At 47.6% G+C, this 19,615-nt stretch carries 20 protein-coding genes; 10 read left to right on the top strand and 10 right to left on the bottom strand.

Annotated elements, in window-relative coordinates; translation table 11 throughout:
* Window positions 1-156: 156 nt before the first annotated feature.
* Together Q0698_RS12510 and gloB are read right to left on the bottom strand one after the other, a co-directional pair.
* Window positions 157-1,755, bottom strand: coding sequence for a LysM peptidoglycan-binding domain-containing protein (locus Q0698_RS12510; protein WP_298637014.1), 1,599 nt, complete (start codon window positions 1,753-1,755; stop codon window positions 157-159).
* A complete protein-coding gene (gloB, locus tag Q0698_RS12505; protein ID WP_298637013.1) occupies window positions 1,755-2,528 on the bottom strand; it encodes a hydroxyacylglutathione hydrolase in 774 nt (257 codons plus the stop codon). The genes Q0698_RS12510 and gloB overlap by 1 nt, the downstream gene beginning before the upstream one ends.
* Before the next feature lie 82 nt (window positions 2,529-2,610).
* Between gloB and Q0698_RS12500 the strand changes: the two genes are divergently transcribed.
* The 5 genes from Q0698_RS12500 to nudC all read left to right on the top strand — a co-directional run bounded on the left by Q0698_RS12500 (window position 2,611) and on the right by nudC (window position 7,161).
* Complete coding sequence (locus Q0698_RS12500; protein WP_298637011.1) at window positions 2,611-3,336, top strand: methyltransferase domain-containing protein; 726 nt, start codon at window positions 2,611-2,613, stop codon at window positions 3,334-3,336.
* Entirely contained in the window at window positions 3,333-3,773 is a 441-nt protein-coding gene (rnhA, locus tag Q0698_RS12495) for a ribonuclease HI (protein ID WP_298637010.1), read from the top strand. The genes Q0698_RS12500 and rnhA overlap by 4 nt, the downstream gene beginning before the upstream one ends.
* A 4-nt stretch (window positions 3,774-3,777) precedes the next feature.
* A complete protein-coding gene (gene dnaQ, locus Q0698_RS12490) occupies window positions 3,778-4,500 on the top strand; it encodes a DNA polymerase III subunit epsilon (RefSeq protein WP_298637009.1) in 723 nt (240 codons plus the stop codon).
* 296 nt (window positions 4,501-4,796) lie between these two features.
* A complete protein-coding gene (locus Q0698_RS12485) occupies window positions 4,797-6,428 on the top strand; it encodes a hypothetical protein (RefSeq protein ID WP_298637008.1) in 1,632 nt (543 codons plus the stop codon).
* A 1-nt stretch (window position 6,429) separates the two neighbouring features.
* Window positions 6,430-7,161, top strand: coding sequence for an NAD(+) diphosphatase (gene nudC / locus Q0698_RS12480; RefSeq protein ID WP_298637007.1), 732 nt, complete (start codon window positions 6,430-6,432; stop codon window positions 7,159-7,161).
* A gap of 109 nt (window positions 7,162-7,270) precedes the next feature.
* Here nudC and Q0698_RS12475 read toward each other — a convergent pair whose 3' ends face one another.
* The gene (locus Q0698_RS12475) at window positions 7,271-8,020 is read right to left on the bottom strand and encodes an SDR family oxidoreductase (RefSeq protein WP_298637006.1); all 750 of its coding nucleotides are present in this window, start codon (window positions 8,018-8,020) and stop codon (window positions 7,271-7,273) included.
* A 152-nt stretch (window positions 8,021-8,172) separates the two neighbouring features.
* On the opposite strand from Q0698_RS12475, the gene sohB reads away from it, so the two are divergent.
* Entirely contained in the window at window positions 8,173-9,261 is a 1,089-nt protein-coding gene (gene sohB / locus Q0698_RS12470; protein WP_298637004.1) for a protease SohB, read from the top strand.
* Window positions 9,262-9,464: 203 nt separating this feature from the next.
* Here sohB and Q0698_RS12465 read toward each other — a convergent pair whose 3' ends face one another.
* From Q0698_RS12465 to Q0698_RS12455, 3 genes are all read right to left on the bottom strand, one after another.
* Window positions 9,465-10,628: a cation:proton antiporter gene (locus tag Q0698_RS12465; RefSeq protein WP_366140349.1), complete on the bottom strand. Its 1,164-nt coding sequence runs from the start codon at window positions 10,626-10,628 to the stop codon at window positions 9,465-9,467.
* 103 nt (window positions 10,629-10,731) lie between these two features.
* The gene (locus Q0698_RS12460; protein WP_298637003.1) at window positions 10,732-11,091 is read right to left on the bottom strand and encodes a DUF934 domain-containing protein; all 360 of its coding nucleotides are present in this window, start codon (window positions 11,089-11,091) and stop codon (window positions 10,732-10,734) included.
* A complete protein-coding gene (locus Q0698_RS12455) occupies window positions 11,084-12,784 on the bottom strand; it encodes a nitrite/sulfite reductase (protein ID WP_298637002.1) in 1,701 nt (566 codons plus the stop codon). Before Q0698_RS12455 ends, Q0698_RS12460 begins: the two co-directional genes overlap by 8 nt.
* A gap of 428 nt (window positions 12,785-13,212) precedes the next feature.
* Here Q0698_RS12455 and Q0698_RS12450 point away from each other — a divergent pair, with 428 nt between their 5' ends.
* Window positions 13,213-13,674, top strand: coding sequence for a MarR family transcriptional regulator (locus Q0698_RS12450; RefSeq protein ID WP_298637001.1), 462 nt, complete (start codon window positions 13,213-13,215; stop codon window positions 13,672-13,674).
* Between the two features lie 27 nt (window positions 13,675-13,701).
* Here the strand turns inward: Q0698_RS12450 and Q0698_RS12445 are convergent, their stop codons facing one another.
* Entirely contained in the window at window positions 13,702-13,911 is a 210-nt protein-coding gene (locus Q0698_RS12445; protein WP_298637000.1) for a DUF2970 domain-containing protein, read from the bottom strand.
* An 80-nt stretch (window positions 13,912-13,991) separates the two neighbouring features.
* Here Q0698_RS12445 and nfuA point away from each other — a divergent pair, with 80 nt between their 5' ends.
* Window positions 13,992-14,579: a Fe-S biogenesis protein NfuA gene (nfuA, locus tag Q0698_RS12440; RefSeq protein ID WP_298636999.1), complete on the top strand. Its 588-nt coding sequence runs from the start codon at window positions 13,992-13,994 to the stop codon at window positions 14,577-14,579.
* Between the two features lie 136 nt (window positions 14,580-14,715).
* Here nfuA and Q0698_RS12435 read toward each other — a convergent pair whose 3' ends face one another.
* Window positions 14,716-15,792, bottom strand: a complete 1,077-nt coding sequence (locus Q0698_RS12435) for a 3-deoxy-7-phosphoheptulonate synthase (RefSeq protein WP_298636998.1) — start codon at window positions 15,790-15,792, stop codon at window positions 14,716-14,718.
* A gap of 124 nt (window positions 15,793-15,916) precedes the next feature.
* Window positions 15,917-16,678 carry a glutamate racemase gene (gene murI, locus Q0698_RS12430; protein ID WP_298636997.1) on the bottom strand — a complete coding sequence of 254 codons (762 nt, stop codon included), beginning with the start codon at window positions 16,676-16,678 and terminating at the stop codon, window positions 15,917-15,919.
* 66 nt (window positions 16,679-16,744) lie between these two features.
* Between murI and Q0698_RS12425 the strand changes: the two genes are divergently transcribed.
* Both Q0698_RS12425 and Q0698_RS12420 read left to right on the top strand, forming a co-directional pair.
* Window positions 16,745-18,481, top strand: a complete 1,737-nt coding sequence (locus Q0698_RS12425; RefSeq protein ID WP_298636995.1) for an ATP-binding protein — start codon at window positions 16,745-16,747, stop codon at window positions 18,479-18,481.
* Between the two features lie 67 nt (window positions 18,482-18,548).
* Window positions 18,549-19,172 carry a response regulator gene (locus Q0698_RS12420; protein WP_298636994.1) on the top strand — a complete coding sequence of 208 codons (624 nt, stop codon included), beginning with the start codon at window positions 18,549-18,551 and terminating at the stop codon, window positions 19,170-19,172.
* Between the two features lie 2 nt (window positions 19,173-19,174).
* On the opposite strand, the gene Q0698_RS12415 is transcribed toward Q0698_RS12420, so the two are convergent.
* Window positions 19,175-19,606, bottom strand: coding sequence for a tetratricopeptide repeat protein (locus Q0698_RS12415; RefSeq protein WP_298636993.1), 432 nt, complete (start codon window positions 19,604-19,606; stop codon window positions 19,175-19,177).
* Between the last annotated feature and the right edge of the window lie 9 nt (window positions 19,607-19,615).

Raw genomic sequence — 19,615 nt, 5'->3', positions numbered from 1 at the left:
TCACTGTAGCTCAAAGCGATAATGCTTTTCTTTAGGACGCCACAGGCGCTGAATTTGGAGCGTTAATGATTTGGGATGGCACGAGGGTGGGCTGATAAAAGAACGGGGCTTAAAGGCCCCGTTTGAAGTGTTTTTGGCGCTATTATGCGTAGCGGCCTAACTCTGGTTGTTCGTATCTACGAAGATAATCAGGCTTTGTCCCGGTTGGATATATTTTTGACCGCTAACAGCTGAGTTCCAACGGCGCAGGTCAGAGACACTGACTTTAAACTTCTGGGCAATTCGAGCGAGCGAATCACCTTGGCGAACGGCGTAACTGACCCGTCGGGTATTAGCTTGAACGGGTGTGCGTTGCCACATCACAAGTTCTTGGCCAGGGCGGATGGGATCATTGGGTGCCATATTGTTCCAGCGCGCGATATCACTGACATTCACACCATGCTCACGGGCTAACTCCCAAAGGCTATCGCCGCGCTCTACACGGTAATCGATTCGGTAAGCGCCACTTTGTCCGCCGCGCTGTTGTGCTCGGGCGAGACGCTGCCAGTCCGAGCTCCGGTAGTATTCAAGAGGCGCTGCTGGAATAGGAATAAGGAGATAGTCACCGGCACGAATAGAGGAACCACGCAAATCATTATAGGCTCTGATGGCGTCAACTTGAGTGTTGAAACGAGAGGCGATCAAGCTGAGCGCATCCCCGTCACGGATTTGATAACGTTCAAATTTAATACGTTCATTTTCTGGTAATGAGGCTACCGCTTGGACAAATTCTTCGGCAACACCTACTGGCACATTCACCACCTGGTGAGAACGTGGTGAGGTTGCCCACTTGGTATAGCCGGCGTTCATTGCTCTAAATGCGCTCTCTTCTAACCCAGCTAATTCGGCCGCTTTACTGATATCCAACTGATAACCGGGGTCAACGGCAACAAAGTATGGTTCGTTAGGAATTGGTTGAAGGGTCACACCGTACTTTTCTGGATTTGCCACAATCTCAGCCAAAGCCAACAACTTCGGCACATAGCCTTCTGTTTCACGGGGCAGGTCTAGTGACCAAAAATCCGTCTCTTGGCCGGCTTCTCGATTACGACGTACCGCACTATTTACACGACCGCCGCCGCCGTTGTACGACGCGACAGCTAACTCCCAATCGCCATCAAAGCGACGGTTTAGTTGAGCTAAGTAGGTGAGGGCTGCATCCGTGGCAGCGACTGGATCCCGACGACCGTCATACCACCAGTTTTGAGCGAGGCCGAAGTAGGTGCCAGTGCTTGGGATAAATTGCCACAGTCCACTCGCTCGTCCGTGTGAATAGGCAAATGGGTCAAAAGCGCTTTCTACTATGGGCAGTAGGGCTAGCTCGGTAGGTAACTCCCGCTCCTCAAGTTCACGCACAATATGGTACATAAAGGGCGTCGCGCGAGTGGCTACACGATTGAGATACGATTGATGCTGCGAGTAGAAGGCAATCTGTTGCTCTACTGCGCGGCGATCAACGTGAGTTTCCAGTGTTAGTCCTGCGCGGATGACTTCCCAAACGTCTTCGGGTGGGAGGTCGGTATCAACCTCAACGACCGTGGTGGTCGCTTCAATCTTGGCGGGTTCCAGCGTTGTTGTCTCGGTACCAAGAGGCTTGTTGGTGCTATTGGCGGCAGGTTGATCTGTCACGCTAGTAAACTGAGAGAGCTGCGTGCAGCCAGCCAGAGAGCTTAGAAATACCAGTGCTAGAGGCTTCAAAACTATTTTTTTTGTCATTAAAAGGTGTCCTTCCAGGCGCGCAAGCACGCGATTACAGCAATTTCATTATTATTGTTTAGGGGATCCTTCGCTAGGGCTGCCGTTTTAACGGCTTCCTCAGTGGTGCGCAGGAACGGATTAATTTCTAACTCTCTGCCCAGAGTACTTGGCAGAGTAGGTTCATGGTTATCTCGCTTCTGGTAGCACCATTCAAGATGCTTATCGATCGTTTCATTATTGGGTTCGACAGCGCGAGCGAACAAAAGGTTCGAAATTGTATACTCATGGGCACAGCAGATCAGTGAATCGAGACCTAGTTCATCTTTGTAGGTGGTCATCACCTTGAGTAATTGTGCAGCCGTGCCTTCGAAAAGGCGACCGCAACCGCCGCTAAACAGGCTATCGCCACAAAATAGCGCCTCTCGGCCATCAGCAAGCGTGGCGACGTAGGCAATGTGGTCAAGCGTATGAGCAGGGACGTCGAGTACTTTGATAGTGGTAAACTGTTGTGCGAACTCCGTGCCTTTGGGGTCTAGCGTGGCCGCTGGAAAAGTCTGCGGCTGGGCCACAATCTCGACATTTGGGTAAACGGCAAGTAAATCTGAGATTCCGCCAATGTGATCAAGGTGATGGTGGGTGACGAGGATGCCAAAGGGAATCACTTGTTTCTTAGTGAAAAAATCTATGACTGGGAGCGCATCGCCAGGATCAACAACCCACCATCGATCGCTCTGGTCTTGCCAACACCAGATATAATTATCGGTGAAAGCGGGTATCGGATGTAAAGCCATGATTCTCTCGCAACTGCTACGCTAAATCGTTATATTAACAGCTAACTTTAAGGAATGGCACAGCGCCGTTGAGAATCTAACCATGTCACTCAAATTTCAGGCAGCATTAGATAGTTATTTTAGTGAGGTTGGCGGACCTGCTCTGCTCGCTCATGAACGGGTGTTGTGCCAACGAGTCGTGGAACCTGTATTTGGTTACTGCGCGGTCGAATCGAGTGTTGTTCAAGGCGGCTTGAAGCTAAAGACCAGCACGGGCAACTATTGGTGGGCGTCAAATTCGGTTGAGGTTGATAATGGCGATCTCTGCTGCTCACCTGGAGCCTGGCCATTCATTAACGAGGATGTCGATTTAGCCATCCTGCACCATTTACTGGATTTTTCGAGCGATCCGCATGACGTATTTAGAGATACCGCTCGAATAGTGAAGGCGGGCGGTTATCTCCTAATCGTCGGCTTCAACCCGTTTAGCTTACTATCACTAAAACAGTCAGTGAAGCGATGGCACAACCCAGCTTGGCATTTTTCAGCGTTAGCAGAAAATCGGCTTCGTGATTGGCTTCAGCTATTTGGTTTTAGTGTAGTTTCCTGCCAGTACACTCAGTTCCTACCCACACCCAATAGCGCAACTTTCAGACGCTTCAACGAGCTTATGACACCGTTAATTTGGAGATTTGGCTCGAGCTATGTGATGTTAGCGAAGAAGCAAAAATATAGTGGCTTAATGCGCCGCTCAAGGGCTGAAAAATTAATGCAACAGTTTTCCGGCGGAGTCGTAAACCCTGCCGCCTCGAAGGAAGTTAGTTCGTGAAGAAGATTATTATGTTTAGCGATGGTGCCTGCAGAGGAAACCCGGGACCGGGAGGTTGGGGAGCGGTTTTACGCTTTGGGCAGCACGAAAAGAAGTTACATGGCGGTGCGCGCGAAACGACGAATAATCGTATGGAACTAACCGCTGCGATTGAAGGCTTGAACGCGCTGAATGAACAATGCGCGGTGCAACTTTATACCGATTCCCAATATGTCCGTAAAGGCGTTTTGGAGTGGCTGGAAGGCTGGAAGAAACGCGGCTGGAAGACGGCTGCAAAGCAGCCGGTTAAGAATAAAGATCTTTGGCAACTGCTCGATGAGGCCATTCAACGGCACGACATTGAGTGGCACTGGGTGAAGGGACATTCGGGTAATGAAGGGAATGAATTAGCCGATGAACTCGCCAATCTTGGCACTGACGAAGTGATGGGGAAATAGTAACGTGCGGCAGATAATACTCGATACAGAAACTACTGGCTTTGATCCTAAACAAGGCGATCGTCTTGTTGAGATTGGCTGCGTAGAGATGGTGGACAGAAAGATTACCGGCAAGACTTATCACCAGTACGTTAATCCTCAGCGCGACGTGCCCGAAGATGCTATCGCCATTCATGGACTCACGAATGAATTCCTAGAAGATAAGCCAATATTTTCTCAGGTTGCGGATGATTTCTTCAACTTCGTTAAAGGTGCGGAATTAATTATTCACAATGCACCGTTCGACTTAGGCTTTTTAGATTTTGAACTAAATGTGTTGAATAGGGGATACCCTAATTTAGCAAGTGTCTGTTCGATAATTGATACGCTGGTCATGGCACGAGAGATGCGACCAGGGCAACGAAATACATTGGATGCTTTGGCCAAAGAATACCCCACCTACTCGGTGAATCGTGACCTTCACGGAGCACTGTTAGACTCAGAGATTCTTGCCTACGTCTACCTGGCGATGACCGGCGGACAAAAGTCATTAGAGCTAGCTTCCAGTGATGGCTCTTCGTCTGACTCGCTAATGCAAGTCACTCCGATTGACCGGGATCAGAAGCATTTAGCTCTTCCGGTTCATCGACTTACTCCCGTTGAGCGCCAAGCTCACTATGACCGTTTAGAGGCAATTAAAAAGGCCTCTGGTGGGATAGTGGTATTTGAAGATCTGGGCTCTGCGTGAGTACCTCGCTAGTAGGCAGTGAGCAGTACCTGCATGTCATCAGCAGCTAACCGGTTAGGATTTGCCCGGTAGTTAGTATGGCTGGCGAGGTAACGAATTATCTTATCGATGGGTAAGAACGCCTGAATCGCTCTTCCGTTTGGTCATTTAGCGTTTTTTACCGCAAAATTGTGTCTGTTGCTGATAATCGGACTGAAATCATAATTTTCGGGTTTGCTTTAGATGCGGCTCTCGCGCCGACTCGGTTTTGTGTTATAAATGTAGAACAATAAGAGAACTGTTTTGCGGAGGGCAATGTGCCTCAGAATTTCCAAATCGCGTCACTCGCACTAGTGAAGGAACAAATGCTCGCTACCTTACATGGAGCGGCCAATCACCTCGATGAGTGGATTGAAGATGACAGTTTGACTGAATCCTTAGAGTTGGCGATGAATGAGCTTTCTCAGTTGGCTGGAACGGCAATAATTCTGTCGCTGGATGGTTTAGCAAGCTTTTACGGTGTTGCGCATACGGCGCTCGCTAACGGTTCTTTGGCGGCTTCGTCGGATGCTAAGAAAGCGGATTACGCCACATTGATTCTAAAAACCGAACGCTACCTCAATTTTCTAGAGGAAGATGGGCTTGCCGCGCCTGAGGTTCTCCATGCAGACATTTTGAAGCTTGAGCGGTTGGCGAACGAGAAACCTAGTGACATTTTTCAATGGCGGGACGACCTCCTAAATGCGGTAGAGCTCAACGAATATCAGTATGATGACGCAGCGCTCAGACGCTTTCGTACAATGTTTCAAACCGGATTACTCGCGTTGTTAAGCGATGAGCCGGGCAGAGCGGTTCTGCTTATGGATCGAGCTGCACAGCGTTTACGGAAAGGAGCTGTTGACGCCGATGAGCTTCTTTGGCAGATGGCTTCGCAGCTTATCGCCACTTACGATACTGACATCGTTCCGACGGTTGCTAAACGTCAGTTAACTTATTTAGATAGATATCTTGCTGCTCGAATCCGGGGGAGCGGTGAGTTAAATGCTTATAACCGTGCGCTAGGGGCTGTTTGTTGGTCATCCTCGGTTCAGCGTGCATCAGGTATTAGTTTGGAAAGCTACCCATACAACGCCGTCGCCAATTTTAGTTGGGCTGATTTAGCCAATGCGCGAGCAAAGTTAGAGGGTATTGCTGCGGATACGTTAACGTCGGTAGCGGAATTAGTTCGTGAAGACTTACGACAATCTCGTGAGCTGTTGGAGCTGATGTCGAGTGACGATCATTGCCGGGATAATGCTCGAATTGATCAGCTCGTTGGACAATTCAAAGGTGTAGCGAATACTCTTGAGATTATTTCACTTGGATCGTTAGCCGTGTTGCTTAGAAATCAAGCGCACAGTCTAGTGGAAGCCAGTGCGGGCACCTCTTTAAGCAATACACTACTCGAGGATACTGCCGATTGCTTGCTTTATGTAGAGTCGTGTCTAGAGACCATTAATAGTTCCGACGGCGATTCACTCGACATCTTTAACGACGAACGTCGTAAGTCTATCATTGCAGAAAACCTATTCCAGAGCGCGCGAGAGCTAGCGCTTGACGAAGCGAAGACTATGGTGGGAGCGTTAAAACTCTCACTTAACGAATTTGTTGAGAGTGGTTTCGACGTTAGTGTCGTTAATGACGCAACTGAACAACTCAGCTGTATCGCGGGTATTATGAATGCACTGAATCTGTCGCGGCCCTTAGCAGTCGTTCAGTCGGCCCAGTCGTTCGTTTCCGAGAAGGTACTTAGTGATCATCTTGATGGTGCAATTGAACCAATGCTAGAAACGTTTGCAGATGCGTTGATTGGTCTGGAATATTTCTTGGATCGTGTTTCTTTCGATGAAAATACCGACGAAGGTATTTTAGATATGGCATCAGAAAGTTTAAAGGCAGTGGGCTATTAATGTGAAAACTAATCGCTGGATAGTAACGGACGGCCACCACGTTTTTACTCAGAACAATTTATTCTATACCTCTAAAGTGCCCATGATCGTGGGTGATGAAATTTTGATTCGCGAAGATCATGGCGTTAATTGGTATGTTTTGGTGCCGCACGAGCCTATTAGCGGAGAAAACCTTCGAGAGTTGTTATTAAGTTACTCACTTGAAGATCAGCAATACCTCAGCGCGGCAGCGGAAGTTGCTAATTGGTATAAAGATCACAGCTATTGTCCACGATGCGGTCACCGAACTCGTCGTTTAAACACCGAGCTGGCAATGGTGTGTGATAAGTGCCGCTATCGAAGTTATCCAAGGCTATCACCCTGTGTTATCGTCCTAGTGGAAGACGGTGATCGAATACTTTTGGCGCACCACCACCGCAGTAATAATCCGGTTTATACGGTTTTAGCTGGGTTTGTTGAAGTAGGGGAGTCTGCTGAACAAGCAGTGGTTCGTGAAGTTAAGGAAGAGGCTGGTGTTCACGTCAACAATATTCGTTATTTGGGCAGTCAATCTTGGCCATTCCCAGGGCAAATGATGCTTGCTTATCTCGTCAGCTACGAATCGGGTGAATTAAATCGTGATGAAGATGAACTGAGTGATCTTCGCTGGTTCAGTAAAGACGATTTACCAATATTGCCACCACGGGGTACCATCTCTGAATCTATGATCTCCCAATGGCTAGCTTCTCGCTAGTGCTCTCGCCAACCGCAGAGTAACCACAGCGCAGAGCTTCAATGATACAATTCGAGCGCTTCGACCAGCGAGATTTGGATACCTCGCTGGTATCCAAATCCACTTAGGCTTAAATAAGCAAACCACCATCAACATTCAACGCTAGCCCTGTGGTGTAGCTAGAAGCATCCGAAGCCAAGTAGAGTAGAGCTGGAGCCATTTCGTCCGGCTGTGCAGCACGTCCCATAGGAATACCTTTCAGGGCCTCTGGCTGCTCGGTGAGTGCACCGGCAAATTTGGTGGCGGTAAGGCCGGGTAATAACGCATTTACGCGGACTTTGTCTTTGACACACTCCTTTGCAAACGCTTCGGTCATATTCACTACACCTGCTTTAGTGATAGAGTAAACACCTTGCCAAAGACCTGGTGACTTGGCGTTGATACTGGCTACATTCACGATACTGCCGCCGCCATTCGCTGACATGAGTTTGACTGCATTGGCGGTCATATAAAAATAACCCTTTAGATTAACCTCAACGATTTTATCAAAAGCCGATTCCGGAGTGTCTTCGATCGGACCGAAGTAGGGGTTCGTTGCGGCATTGTTTATGAGGATGTCTAGGCGACCGTGATGTGAACTGAGCCATTCAAACGCTGCAGTGATATCCTCCATCTTACCGACATGAAGTTCTCGCGCTTCGGCACTGCCTCCCGCTGCGGTAATGTCGGCAACGACTTTTTCACAATCTGCTACTTTTCGGCTGCTAACGATAACGTGGGCACCATGTTGAGCAAATAACTTAGCGGTGGCTTCACCAATTCCGCGGCTAGCTCCGGTGACGAGAGCAATTTTTCCCGAGAGGTCAAAGGTGGTGGTCATTTTTATGATAACTCCTGAGTGATTATTATAATTTCGTTGCAATAGTTTACTGTAGCTTCACTGTGATAGCGAACGAGAAAAACCGCAATTGAATTGCTAGTCGAAGGGCCTAGCGTGAGGCATAATATGGCTAATTATTGGAGGATTAAGACTTGGAATTCTTAGCAGAGTACGGATTGTTTTTAGCCGAGGCAGTCACGGTGGTAGTAGCTATCGCCGTGGTTATCGGCCTTATCGCCAACACTGGCGCACGGAAAAGTAGTAAGAAGGGAGAGATTACCGTCACGGATTTGAATAGTCATTTTGACGAGCTCGAGGAAGCTGTTTTCGCTGCAACAGCCAATGATGAGCAGATTAAACGCCGTGAGAAAGAATTAAAGAAGACAAAGAGCTCTGAGAAGAAAACGGCCAAGCAGGCTGCCAAGGCGGCCAAGCAGGCGGCGAAAAAAGATACTCAAGAAGGTGATTCAAATTCAGCAATCACCACTAAAGCCAAGCGCTATGTCATTGACTTCGATGGTGACGTCAAGGCCTCGGCTGTGGAGAACCTCCGTGAAGAGGTCTCGGCAGTACTCATTGCGGCGGAACCTAGCGACGAGGTTGTTGTAAGATTAGAAAGCCCTGGGGGAATGGTTCATGCCTATGGTCTTGCTGCTGCTCAGTTAGAACGAATCAAGGCTAATAACTTGCAACTCACTATCTGTGTCGATCAAGTCGCCGCAAGCGGTGGCTATATGATGGCCTGTTTGGCGGATCGGATTGTGGCCTCTCCATTTGCACTGCTTGGTTCTATCGGTGTAGTAGCTCAGGTACCCAATATTCACCGGCTATTGAAGAAAAATCATGTTGATGTGGAGCTACACACCGCGGGTAAATTCAAGCGAACATTGACCATGCTTGGTGAAAACACCGATGAGGGCAGAGAAAAATTTCAGGAGGAGTTGGAAGAAGTTCACCGGCTATTTCGAGATATGGTAGCCGAAGCTCGTCCTAAGCTGGATATCGATTCGGTAGCGACAGGCGAGGCTTGGTATGGCAAGCGCGCACTGGAACTCAATCTAGTTGATGAATTACAAACATCAGACGACTACCTTTTTAACGGGCGTAAGAGCTTTGACCAGTATCTTGTGCAGTGGTCCCGTAAGAAAACCGTCGCTGACAAAGTAGGTTTAGCTGCTCAGGCAGCGTTAACAGCGAGTTACGATAAATTGCTAGGGCTTGCTCATCGGCGCGACTTCTAACGCTAATCAACTGTCTCAGTTGAGTAAATCCAAAGGGGGGCTGTACGGCTCCTTTTTTGTACCCGTCAGCTAAGGCTTTGAGCCGAGGATAGCCGGATGGATTGACATAGCAACTGATCTCTTAATTCGTTTTTTAATTTGCTTATTACTTCACTAGTCATTGCTTTCAATCGTCACTTAGTGACTCACCCTATGAGACCAGTTTAATCGCGCCGCAATGAGTCCTTCGGCGATAGAGGGTTACTCAAATTAAATATGACCAAGTAGCTGGATACTAGGAAGGTTAGAATCGCCGCGCTCTGTACAGTAATTGACGCGGCCTCAGAAAGGAGACCAGCATTAATTGCTACAAAGACCACTAGTAGCGAGAATTCGCTAATTTGCCCTAAACGGATACCTAGATCCCAGGCTAATCGATTTGATTCCGACTGTTTTCGCAGTAAGGTTCTAAAGGTGATGGGTTTAATTACCAGAACAATAATCGCGAGAAGACTACTGACTAACCAGACTTGCTCCAACAGGGCGAAATTATATCCTGCTCCCAGCGCGAAGAAGAACGTAACCAGGAAGAAATCTCTAAGCGGTTTCAGGCTTAATGCGATGTATTGCGAAATGGGTGAACTCGCTAGGCTTACTCCTGCGAAAAATGCACCGATCTCCCGGGACAAGCCAATTAGCTCACTAACTTCAGCCACGCCTAGGCACCAACCAATACTTAGCAGGAAAATATACTCCTGAAAACGGTCGAACTTGGCGAGTAGAGGTAGCAGAATGTAGCGAACCGCGATAAGCGAACCACCGGCAACTAGTGGAATCATTGCCAGGATGTAAAGGGCTGCGGCGAAGGCATTATCCGTGCTGTCTGTGCCCTGCAGGAGACTTATTAGAATGATGGCAATAATATCTTGGACGAGCAGAATACCCACAAGTAGCTCACCAATATGGCGGTGGTGAAGGGCAGTGGTGGGCAGCAGTTTGATGCCAATGATAGTGGAAGAAAACATACAGCATGCGCCAATTATTAGCGCATCCGTAAGTGTGAATGAGAAACTGTAAGCGAGAGCCGCGCCTAAGCCAGCAAAGACAATTGAGCTAAGGATGACGACGATGGTGGATTTACGCAAGGTTGCTAACAGTGCGCTGGGCTGCATATCTAGGCCAAGAAGAAAGAGAAGGAAGATAATCCCAATATTACTAATTTGGCGCAGTAATTCTAAGTCGGAGACAAAGGAAAAACCGAATGGGCCGAGTAGCATGCCAACCAGAATATAGGCAACAATAAGTGGTTGTTTACCCCAGAGAGCTAGGGTCGCCACCACAGCAGCACTTGAAAAGATAATGAAAAAACTTTGAAAAATATCGGTCACGTAAATCTCCTTTCAACGAATAAATAGTGGCGGAGTAGCGTGAATTACGCAAGCGAACAACCTTAAAGTTGTCGCCTACGTGCAGAGATTCATTGACGGATGACTAAGCGCCGATTTTTTCCTTAAAGTGATAGCTATCAATTCGGGCTGCAAGAAGACGTTCTACTTCTTCTTGTTGGTCTTTATTGTTTACAAGAAAGGTTGATATCCCGCACTGGGATAGATAGCCCACTTGATCGACGATAAAATTACCCGAAACAATGATTTCCCCAGTAAAACCTAGGTAGCGGAGTTGTTTGCTGATGCTGAACACTTTGCCGTCAGTGAACACTGGGACTTCAATGATCACCGAACTCGGCGCATTCGCCACTAATGCAATAAGATCTGTATTTTCGTCGATTGCTGCACTTGCACTACTTCGTTGTGCAAATTCTGTGGATATAAGAATATTGGTGTTAGGCATGAGTCCGGCCCTCCGAACTCGTTATATCGTTATTTGTATAGGCGGCAGTTTTAAATGGAGCGTGACCAATACGATGGTAGGTATGAGAAAATCTTTCACCCTCTAACCGGTTTTCTAGGAACACATTGAGTAGTTTCTGCAGCACGCTCGTGATATCTTCCTGGGCAAAAGAAGGACCTAGGATTTTACCGATGGTGGCCGCTTCGTAACCGGCATTTCCACCTAGAGATATTTGGTAAAATTCTTTGCCTTTCTTATCTACCCCAAGAATACCAATATCACCAATATGATGATGGCCGCAGGCATTCATACAGCCAGATATATTGAGGTCAAGATCGCCAAGATCATAGAGATAATCATAGTTATCGAAGGTTGTTTGAATATCGTGAGCGACTGGAATTGACTTAGCGTTAGCTAACGCACAAAAGTCCCCACCAGGACAGCAAATGATGTCGGTCAGAGTGTTGATATTAGGTGTTGCGAAACCGGCAGTTAACAGGACCTGATAGAGTTCATAAAGTTGATTTACTGAAACGTCCGCCAGCACAATATTTTGCTCGTGGGTCATGCGAGCTTCAGAGAAACTATACTTATCGGCTAAGTCCGCCACAAGATCTAGCTGATCCGCTGTTAGATCGCCCGGTGGCGTTCCGGTCTTTTTCAGCGAAAGCGTTACGGCTCGATAGCCAGCAACTCGGTGCCGACTGACATTGCGTCCCAACCAGAGGCCAAAATTCGTATCGGCCTCTTGTTGCGGATATAACTGGGCTTGAGCATCAAGTTCATCGATGCCACGCTTATAGTTCGGCTCACTAAAATAGGATTCAAGTTCGCTTAATTTTTTGGCCACGTGCTGCTCGTCGTAGCTTCCTACTACGGGAAGCTTTGCTAGTACCGCTTCTCTGAACGCCTCCACGCCCATGGCTTTAACCAAAATTTTAATGCGCGCCTTGTATTTATTGTCTCGCCTCCCGTTAAGGTTATAGACGGTTAAAATAGCCTCAAGGTAATTAAGCAATTGACTAAGCGGTACCCAATTGAAGACGGATTGTCCAACGATCGGGGTTCGGCCTAAGCCTCCACCGACAAAAATTTCTACTCCTAGTTCACCGGAATTATTATGTGCCAGCTGAAGGCCAATATCATGGAAGCGGATAGCAGCTCTATCGGATTCGGTACCTGAGACGGCAATTTTAAATTTTCGCGGTAAGAACGCATACTCAGGATGCATAGTGCTCCATTGACGGATGAGTTCACAGAGTGGCCTCGGATCAGCTAATTCGTCACTTGCAACACCGGCGAAGGCATCAGTTGTTGTATTTCGAATACAGTTGCCAGATGTTTGAATTGCATGCATCTCAACCTTCGCTAGCTCAGCTAAAATATCCGGTACATCCTTGAGTTCTGGCCAGTTGAGCTGGATGTTTTGACGCGTCGTAACGTGTACATAGGAGCGGTCGTAGCGCCTACTGACATCCGCTAGACAGCGTAGTTGGCGGCTGTTAATCATTCCGTATGGAACAGCCACTCTTAGCATGGGTGCGTGACGTTGGATGTAGAGTCCGTTCTGTAGACGAAGTGGTAGGAATGCCTCTTCGGAGAGCTCACCCGCTAAATATCGCGAGGTCTGGTCTCGAAATTGACTAACTCGTTGGTCAACCACTGATTGGTCGAAGGCTTGGTACACATACATTTTCAGTCACTCCCTGAAGTACTGATTACTGCAGCTAACCTAACAGTTTTTAGTTATTTCAAAAAGAACAGTAAATTCATACTCTTATTACCTATAGTTATATCCACTCGAGAGCCGGCCTCAAGCCAGCTAGAATGGGTGTTTCTACGGGTTGTCGGTGGTGTTAAGTAGTGGGTATACTATAAATAGCCGAGGCTGTTATGGATCGGTCAATTTAATTGATTTTCATAACATGGGGATTTTCGAAGTGACAGAATTAACAAATAGCTCAAATGATGCAAAAGTAGATGCCGCTGCCGCAGTAATTTTAATTGCGATTTTCGTAACTGCGGCTATCGTTTGGTTACAAGGTTTAGCATAGATGCTAGCTTGGTTCGCTTACTGGTGAACCTAAACTTCTCGAATAGTTTGCTTTAGGTACTTATTTTATGAGTTCAGAGTCGTCAAATATGGAATTACATAGCAGTTCAATTTATTGGCTAGGTCGCCTAGCCACCCAGATGCAAGAAGCCTTTAATGGTGCCGTTGCTCAATATGGGGTGAGTTGGGCTCAGTGGATGGTATTGAATGCAGTCTACTACCAACGAGCCAAAACTCCGGCGCAAATTGCCCAACACATTGGTGTTGATCGATCGGCAATAACACGCTTGGTTGATCGATTGGAGGCCAAGGGGTTAGTGGAAAGAAGTCGCGAGAATGCTGATAGACGTTCAATCAATATTGAACTGACGACGAAAGGCAAGAATTTGATCCCAACGCTATTGGAATCAGCCAAGTCGCATGAAAAGCAGTTCATTGAATTGTTAGATGAGCGTGAGAAATCGAATTTCTTCCGCGGACTAAGCGTTCTGCTTGCAGCGACAGGAAATGACGATACTCCGTTTCATTAAGTTGCCCGGTCTAACTCAAGAAAGCATTCAGTTCAGCACCATGTTGACGATGACGACTAACGTTACGACGAAGCCTACGGTTAGTATTAGGCCCATTACAATGAAGGGTAGTGGGCTACTCCCCTGAAAATCTTCCTCAAGCACTTTACTTGATTGCACACCAAAAAATGCAGCGCCGGTGCTCTTAGCTATGCGTAACCACTTTCGCCAGCCTTTATTATTGACTTTGCTGTTCATAAATAACCCCTTAACATTTGTTGTTTTTATCGCCTCAGCTTTGGCGTAGAATACGCCCAAATTGCTGGAGAATTTCAACCATGTCTAATGTAACCGTAACCCCATCAGCTCACGACTATCTCGCAGATCTATTAAGTAAGCAAGATGTTGAGGGTGTAGGAGTGCGCATGTTTGTTCAAGCTCCGGGTACGCCGTCTGCAGAAACCTGTATCGCCTATTGTCGTCCTGGTGAAGAGCAAGAGGGTGATGTAGAGATGCCGCTAGAGCGCTTCAGCATGTGGTTTGACCAGCGCTCGCTCCCATTTCTAGAAGACGCCATGGTTGATTTCGCTGAAGACCGCATGGGTGGACAGCTAACTATTAAAGCGCCAAACGCTAAGATGCCGCGTGTTAGTGATGACAGCCCGCTTGAAGATCGGATTAATTATGTCCTATACAACGAGGTCAATCCGGGCCTAGCGTCCCACGGTGGCCAGGTCTCTCTGCGAGAAGTTGACACAGAAGGCTTCGCCATTCTTGAGTTTGGAGGTGGTTGTCAGGGCTGTGGCATGGTTGACGTGACCTTACAGCAAGGCGTCGAGAAGACACTACTTGAAAATATTCCAGAACTGAAAGGCGTTAAGGATTCAACCGATCACTCAGATACGTCGAACGCATACTTCAAGTAAGTCTTCTTCCTGCGACGCTTGGTGACTAAGTCCACTCGCGTCAGCCCTATCTAAAAAGGCCCGATATAGTTATCGGGCCTTTTTTGTTGTCGCTAAAGATTGATGCATTTAGCGCGCCGATTGCGAGTCTGAAAGCTTAAGATCGAGTTCGCGCTGGGAGAACGTTACGCAGTTTGTCGGCCATCTCGCGAAGGCAACTCTCAGTAGTTTCCCAGTTAATACACGCATCGGTGATGGATACGCCATATTCAAGCTGAGCACGGTCGGAATTAATCTTCTGGTTGCCACTGTGCAGATTTGATTCGATCATCATCCCCATTATTGAAGTGTTACCTTCAGCAATCTGGTTACAGACGTTATCGAGCACGAGTGGCTGAAGATTGTGATCCTTGCTTGAGTTAGCGTGACTGCAATCAATCATCAGATTGGGAGTAATCCCGGCGCCACTTAGCTCCTGCTCGCACACCTGAACGGAGACTGAATCATAATTAGGTTTACCATTTCCGCCTCGTAATACAATGTGAGCATAGCCGTTGCCTCGAGTCCGGATGATGGCAACCTGACCTTCCTTGTTAATACCCAAGAAGCGATGTGGGTTTGCCGACGACTGTAAAGCATTTATAGCAACTTCTAAGCCGCCATCGGTACCGTTTTTGAAACCAACAGGAGAAGATAAGCCACTTGCCATTTCACGGTGAGTTTGTGATTCAGTGGTGCGCGCGCCAATGGCTGACCAAGCGATCAGATCTTGAAGATACTGAGGCGAAATGGGATCAAGTGCTTCGGTAGCCGTTCCGATACCAAGTTCGAGAACATCCATCAATAATTTACGTCCGGTGTGTAGGCCCTCTTCAATTGCAAAAGAGTCATCTAGATGTGGATCATTGATTAAGCCCTTCCAGCCAACGGTGGTACGTGGCTTTTCGAAATAGACGCGCATGACAATAAATAAAGTATCACTTAATTCATCCGCCAATGCCTTTAGACGCTTAGCGTAGTCCATTGCAGCCTCAGTATCATGAATTGAGCAAGGTCCAACTACTAGTAAGACGCGGTGGTCTTTACCATCAAGAATGTTGCGAATGGTATTTCGCGCTTCGGTTACTACTTTCTCAGCGCGTTCTGACAGCGGAAGCTCAGCAATAAGCTTTGCGGGAGAAAGAAGTACGTCTTGGCTTTCAACGTTGATATTGTCGATTGTTGCTAAACTCATTTTCACTTACCACGCAGTTCGATTAGTCGTTATTCGTTTAGGCATAATAGCTAGCGAACCCTCAGTCTTAAAGGGAAACTTACTTTTACCTTGGATAACTAAAGATTATAGATGACTACTGACGCTATAGGGTGGTGATGCGGGTGAATAATTCGGATTTCAAAAGCGCTATTGTTGCCTGATTGAGAGTTCCAGTAGTAAAGAATTCAGCGGGCTCTACTTTTTCCTGGATGGGTGTTAGATCGCTCACTCGCCGAGCAATTGCATTACCAGAGTCCACGAAGTCGAGTTGCTGAGAAAAATAGGCTTCGAGCTCCTCCTTTAGCAATGGGAAGTGCGTACAGGCCAGTACGATAGTATCCGCCGAGGGAGGGATACTAGCGCTAGGGAGAAGCTTTCGGAGTTCCGTAGTATCGACGGCTCCACCCGATAGTTTAGACTCCGCCATCTCAACTAAACGATTAGCCCCGATACGGGTAATTGTGCAGTCCGAGGCGTATTGTTGAATGAGTTCATCAAGGTAGGGCGAGGCGATGGTTCTCTCAGTTGCCAGCACGATAATTTCTCTACTTTTAGAGATGCGTGCTGCGGGCTTGATGGCGGGAACCACTCCGACTACTGGAATACTGAGCGCAGCCCTAAGCTGAGGTAGCGTGTGAGTGCTAGCAGTATTACAGGCGACCACTAACAGCGATGCGTTAACCCTCTTTACCATTGCAGGAATGATTGCAAGGAGGCGGCTGCAAATGTCGTTGGCGCTCTTGGCGCCATACGGTAGCCAAGCGTGGTCGGCGAACTGATGGACGCTAAGATCGGGTCGTAACATTTGTATTTCTCGGCGAATGCTTAATCCTCCGAGACCTGAATCAAAAATTAGTACAGACACACTTTGTTTCCATGCTTAATCTAGCTTATTGTTGTCTTAGAATGGCTATAACACAAGGATTTGAACGTGAAAATTCGCAAGAGCTATCGAGGTCGAATGTTCGGTCTGATTATTGTACTCATTACCGTGAGTGTCATGGTGATGTTGTTCACTCTTTTTACGTTATTCCGAAGCGTTGCCTACCAGAACCAATATATCCTATCTAGCTACGTCGATAATCAGGCTTTACTATTTGAGCGGATGCTTCTTGAACAACCCGATTGGCAGATCGAAGAGCCGCTAACCGTTATGCGAAGGGTTTACTCGCAATTCGACAGACAGACACTGCCGCTCAACGAAACAACCGGAGTGTTCGAAGTTATTGTACAAACGGATGATGAAATTCATTGGCTAATGGGCGGCGGCACTGTGGTCTCAAGCGCCGCGTATTTACTGGAAGATAAGGTAACTTTGGCCGCGTTAAACGGGGCACAGGGTGTGGTTGTTTTGGATGATGGCTTTACGGAACCGCAAGTGAAGGCCTTTTCTGGGCTGCCGGAGTGGGGCGTAGCGTTCATATTAACGGTGTCTATGAACGAACTCCGTGAACCCTTCGTTAGTGCGGCAATTCGAGCTGTCTTAGCAGCGATAATCTTGACGTCCATCGGTGGCTGGTTTTTCTATCGCATTAGTCGCCCGATTATCGTCGATCTGGAAGAGAATGAGCTTAAATATCGAACCCTCTTTGATAACGCCAATGAGGGTGTGCTGCTATTATCCCCAGAAATTGTTGATTGTAATGACCGTGCCGCGATGATCTTTGGGTTAACTAAATGGGAACTCCTCGGGAGAAACCTTGACAGTTTCTCCGTGATTAATCAGGCCTATCAACAGCCCCGTGATTTCATAACTCGTGCGGAAAATGGTGAAGCCCAGTATTTTTTATGGTTAGTTCGGGATAGCCGCGGCTCGGAGCATGAACTCGAAGTCATGATGCGCAAAGTTGAACTTGATGAACAGGATCGACTTTTAGTCACCTTGGTAGATATCACCGACCGCCGCCGCGCCGAAAAGGACCTTCGGGTAGCGGAAAAGGCAATTCGAGATGGCCGGGACCATCTTGCGCACGTTGCGCGCCTTAATACCATGGGAGAGATGGCGGCCGGTATTGCCCATGAAATTAATCAACCACTCTCTGCTATTACCACCTATGCGCAGGCGAGTGAGAAGCTCTTACAGAGGCCTGAGCTCGACCGGGAGATGATGGAGGAGGCGTTTACACAGATTGCTAAACAGGCGAGGCGAGCAGGTGAGGTTATTCGTCGCCTTCGTGATTTCGTTAACAAGAGTGGCACCAATCTTCAGCTTTGGGCTCCTGAAGACATTGTGGCGGAATCCGTGGCGCTAGGTATGGTCGATGCACGGAAGTATGACATTCCAGTTGTTACCGATCTTCAGGTTGGTATTGCGCCTATCCAAGTTGACGCCGTTCAGGTTCAGCAGGTATTGATTAATTTGATTCGTAATGCGCTGGAAGCCGTTGCGGCATTCCGACAGTCCGACGGCCAGGTGGATGTGATACTGTTTGCCGAAGAAAGGGGCGTCATCATCCAAATTGGTGATAACGGTCCTGGTTTGAGCGACGAGGCACTTCAGCGTGTTTTCCATCCCTTTTTTACCACCAAGGCATCGGGCATGGGAATTGGTTTATCTATTAGCCACTCGATTGTTCAAGCTCACAAAGGTACGATGAGAGTCTTTAATAAAGATGAAGGTGGGGCGGTTTTTGAAGTGTGTCTACCTTACGCAAAAACTTCAGCATAGTTTCGCTGAGATATTATAGATAAAAAAAGATGTTCCACTAGAAGGTTTTACCAAAGGGAAATAAGGCATGAGCGAACAAGCATTAGATGTTGTAATTTACGTTGTTGATGACGACGAAGCAGTACGCGGCTCAATTAGTTTTCTTATGAAGGCTAATGGTTATCGCTGTCAGACATTTGTTGACGCACAGGATTTCTTGGCCAACGCGGCGTTAGCTAAGCCGGCGGTGGGTATATTCGATATTCGTATGCCTGGTATGAGTGGTCTAGAGCTCTTTGATGAACTTAAAACCCGAGATCAACTCCTACCGGTTGTATTTGTAACGGGGCACGGAGATGTTCCAATGGCAGTCGAAGCCATCAAGAACGGAGCGCTGGACTTCATTCTTAAACCCTTCGATGATCAAGAGTTGCTCTCGCATATTGAGGACGCAGTTGAAAGCATGACTGCTAGCCGCGAGCGACAGGTTCTCAAGGAAACGGCGCTAGAGCGACTATCAAAGTTGACTGATCGCGAATCTCAAGTTATGGAGATGGTGGTGGCCGGCAACGCAAATAAGGTGATTGCCTATGACCTAGAGGTAAGTCAACGTACCGTTGAAATTCATCGCGCTAACGTTATGCAGAAAATGGGCTGTCGTTCATTAGCACAGCTGGTTAGAATGGTAATGATCGCTCGCAGCGAAATCTAAGCTTAGTCCTTATTCGCTGGCGGCTGAAGAGCTGCCAGTAAATACTTAGGTGCTTCGCTCTCAAACAGTTGTCTGCCGCCTTTTTTATAGGCGAAGGCTAAAGTCTGATGAGCTTTATCAGCGTCACCCTGTTCAAGAAGTGATTGCCCAAGTCTTAGTAATACGAAGGGGTTGTAGTTAATACCAGGGCAATGGAGTGCTGAGTTTAGTGCTTCCTTCGCTGGCCGAAACCTACCAGCCTTAAAGTAAGTGTCTCCCAAAGCGGTAAGCACCCAACCTGACTCCTTATAATCTGTTTGCGGTTTCGGTAGCTTGTTCCAAGCGCGATAAAATACACGCAATGCTCGTTCCCACTGCTTTTGATCGTAGAGCTCATAGCCTTCGGAGCACAACACCTTGATAGATTCCGTTAATTCCTTGCTTAGTTCGTCCATGATGCCCTT

This window comes from uncultured Umboniibacter sp. (assembly GCF_947497555.1).
Classification (GTDB): domain Bacteria; phylum Pseudomonadota; class Gammaproteobacteria; order Pseudomonadales; family DSM-25080; genus Umboniibacter.
This window is presented reverse-complemented; position numbering and strand designations above follow the sequence as displayed.

Excerpts from the sequence above, each read along its gene's own strand:
- Q0698_RS12510 (WP_298637014.1), bottom strand. The coding sequence starts at position 1,755 with ATGACAAAAAAAATAGTTTTGAAGCCTCTAGCACTGGTATTTCTAAGC.
- gloB (WP_298637013.1), bottom strand. The coding sequence starts at position 2,528 with ATGGCTTTACATCCGATACCCGCTTTCACCGATAATTATATCTGGTGT.
- Q0698_RS12500 (WP_298637011.1), top strand. The coding sequence starts at position 2,611 with ATGTCACTCAAATTTCAGGCAGCATTAGATAGTTATTTTAGTGAGGTT.
- Q0698_RS12475 (WP_298637006.1), bottom strand. The coding sequence starts at position 8,020 with ATGACCACCACCTTTGACCTCTCGGGAAAAATTGCTCTCGTCACCGGA.
- Q0698_RS12460 (WP_298637003.1), bottom strand. The coding sequence starts at position 11,091 with ATGCCTAACACCAATATTCTTATATCCACAGAATTTGCACAACGAAGT.
- Q0698_RS12455 (WP_298637002.1), bottom strand. The coding sequence starts at position 12,784 with ATGTATGTGTACCAAGCCTTCGACCAATCAGTGGTTGACCAACGAGTT.
- Q0698_RS12450 (WP_298637001.1), top strand. The coding sequence starts at position 13,213 with ATGAGTTCAGAGTCGTCAAATATGGAATTACATAGCAGTTCAATTTAT.
- Q0698_RS12445 (WP_298637000.1), bottom strand. The coding sequence starts at position 13,911 with ATGAACAGCAAAGTCAATAATAAAGGCTGGCGAAAGTGGTTACGCATA.
- nfuA (WP_298636999.1), top strand. The coding sequence starts at position 13,992 with ATGTCTAATGTAACCGTAACCCCATCAGCTCACGACTATCTCGCAGAT.
- Q0698_RS12435 (WP_298636998.1), bottom strand. The coding sequence starts at position 15,792 with ATGAGTTTAGCAACAATCGACAATATCAACGTTGAAAGCCAAGACGTA.
- Q0698_RS12420 (WP_298636994.1), top strand. The coding sequence starts at position 18,549 with ATGAGCGAACAAGCATTAGATGTTGTAATTTACGTTGTTGATGACGAC.
- Q0698_RS12415 (WP_298636993.1), bottom strand. The coding sequence starts at position 19,606 with ATGGACGAACTAAGCAAGGAATTAACGGAATCTATCAAGGTGTTGTGC.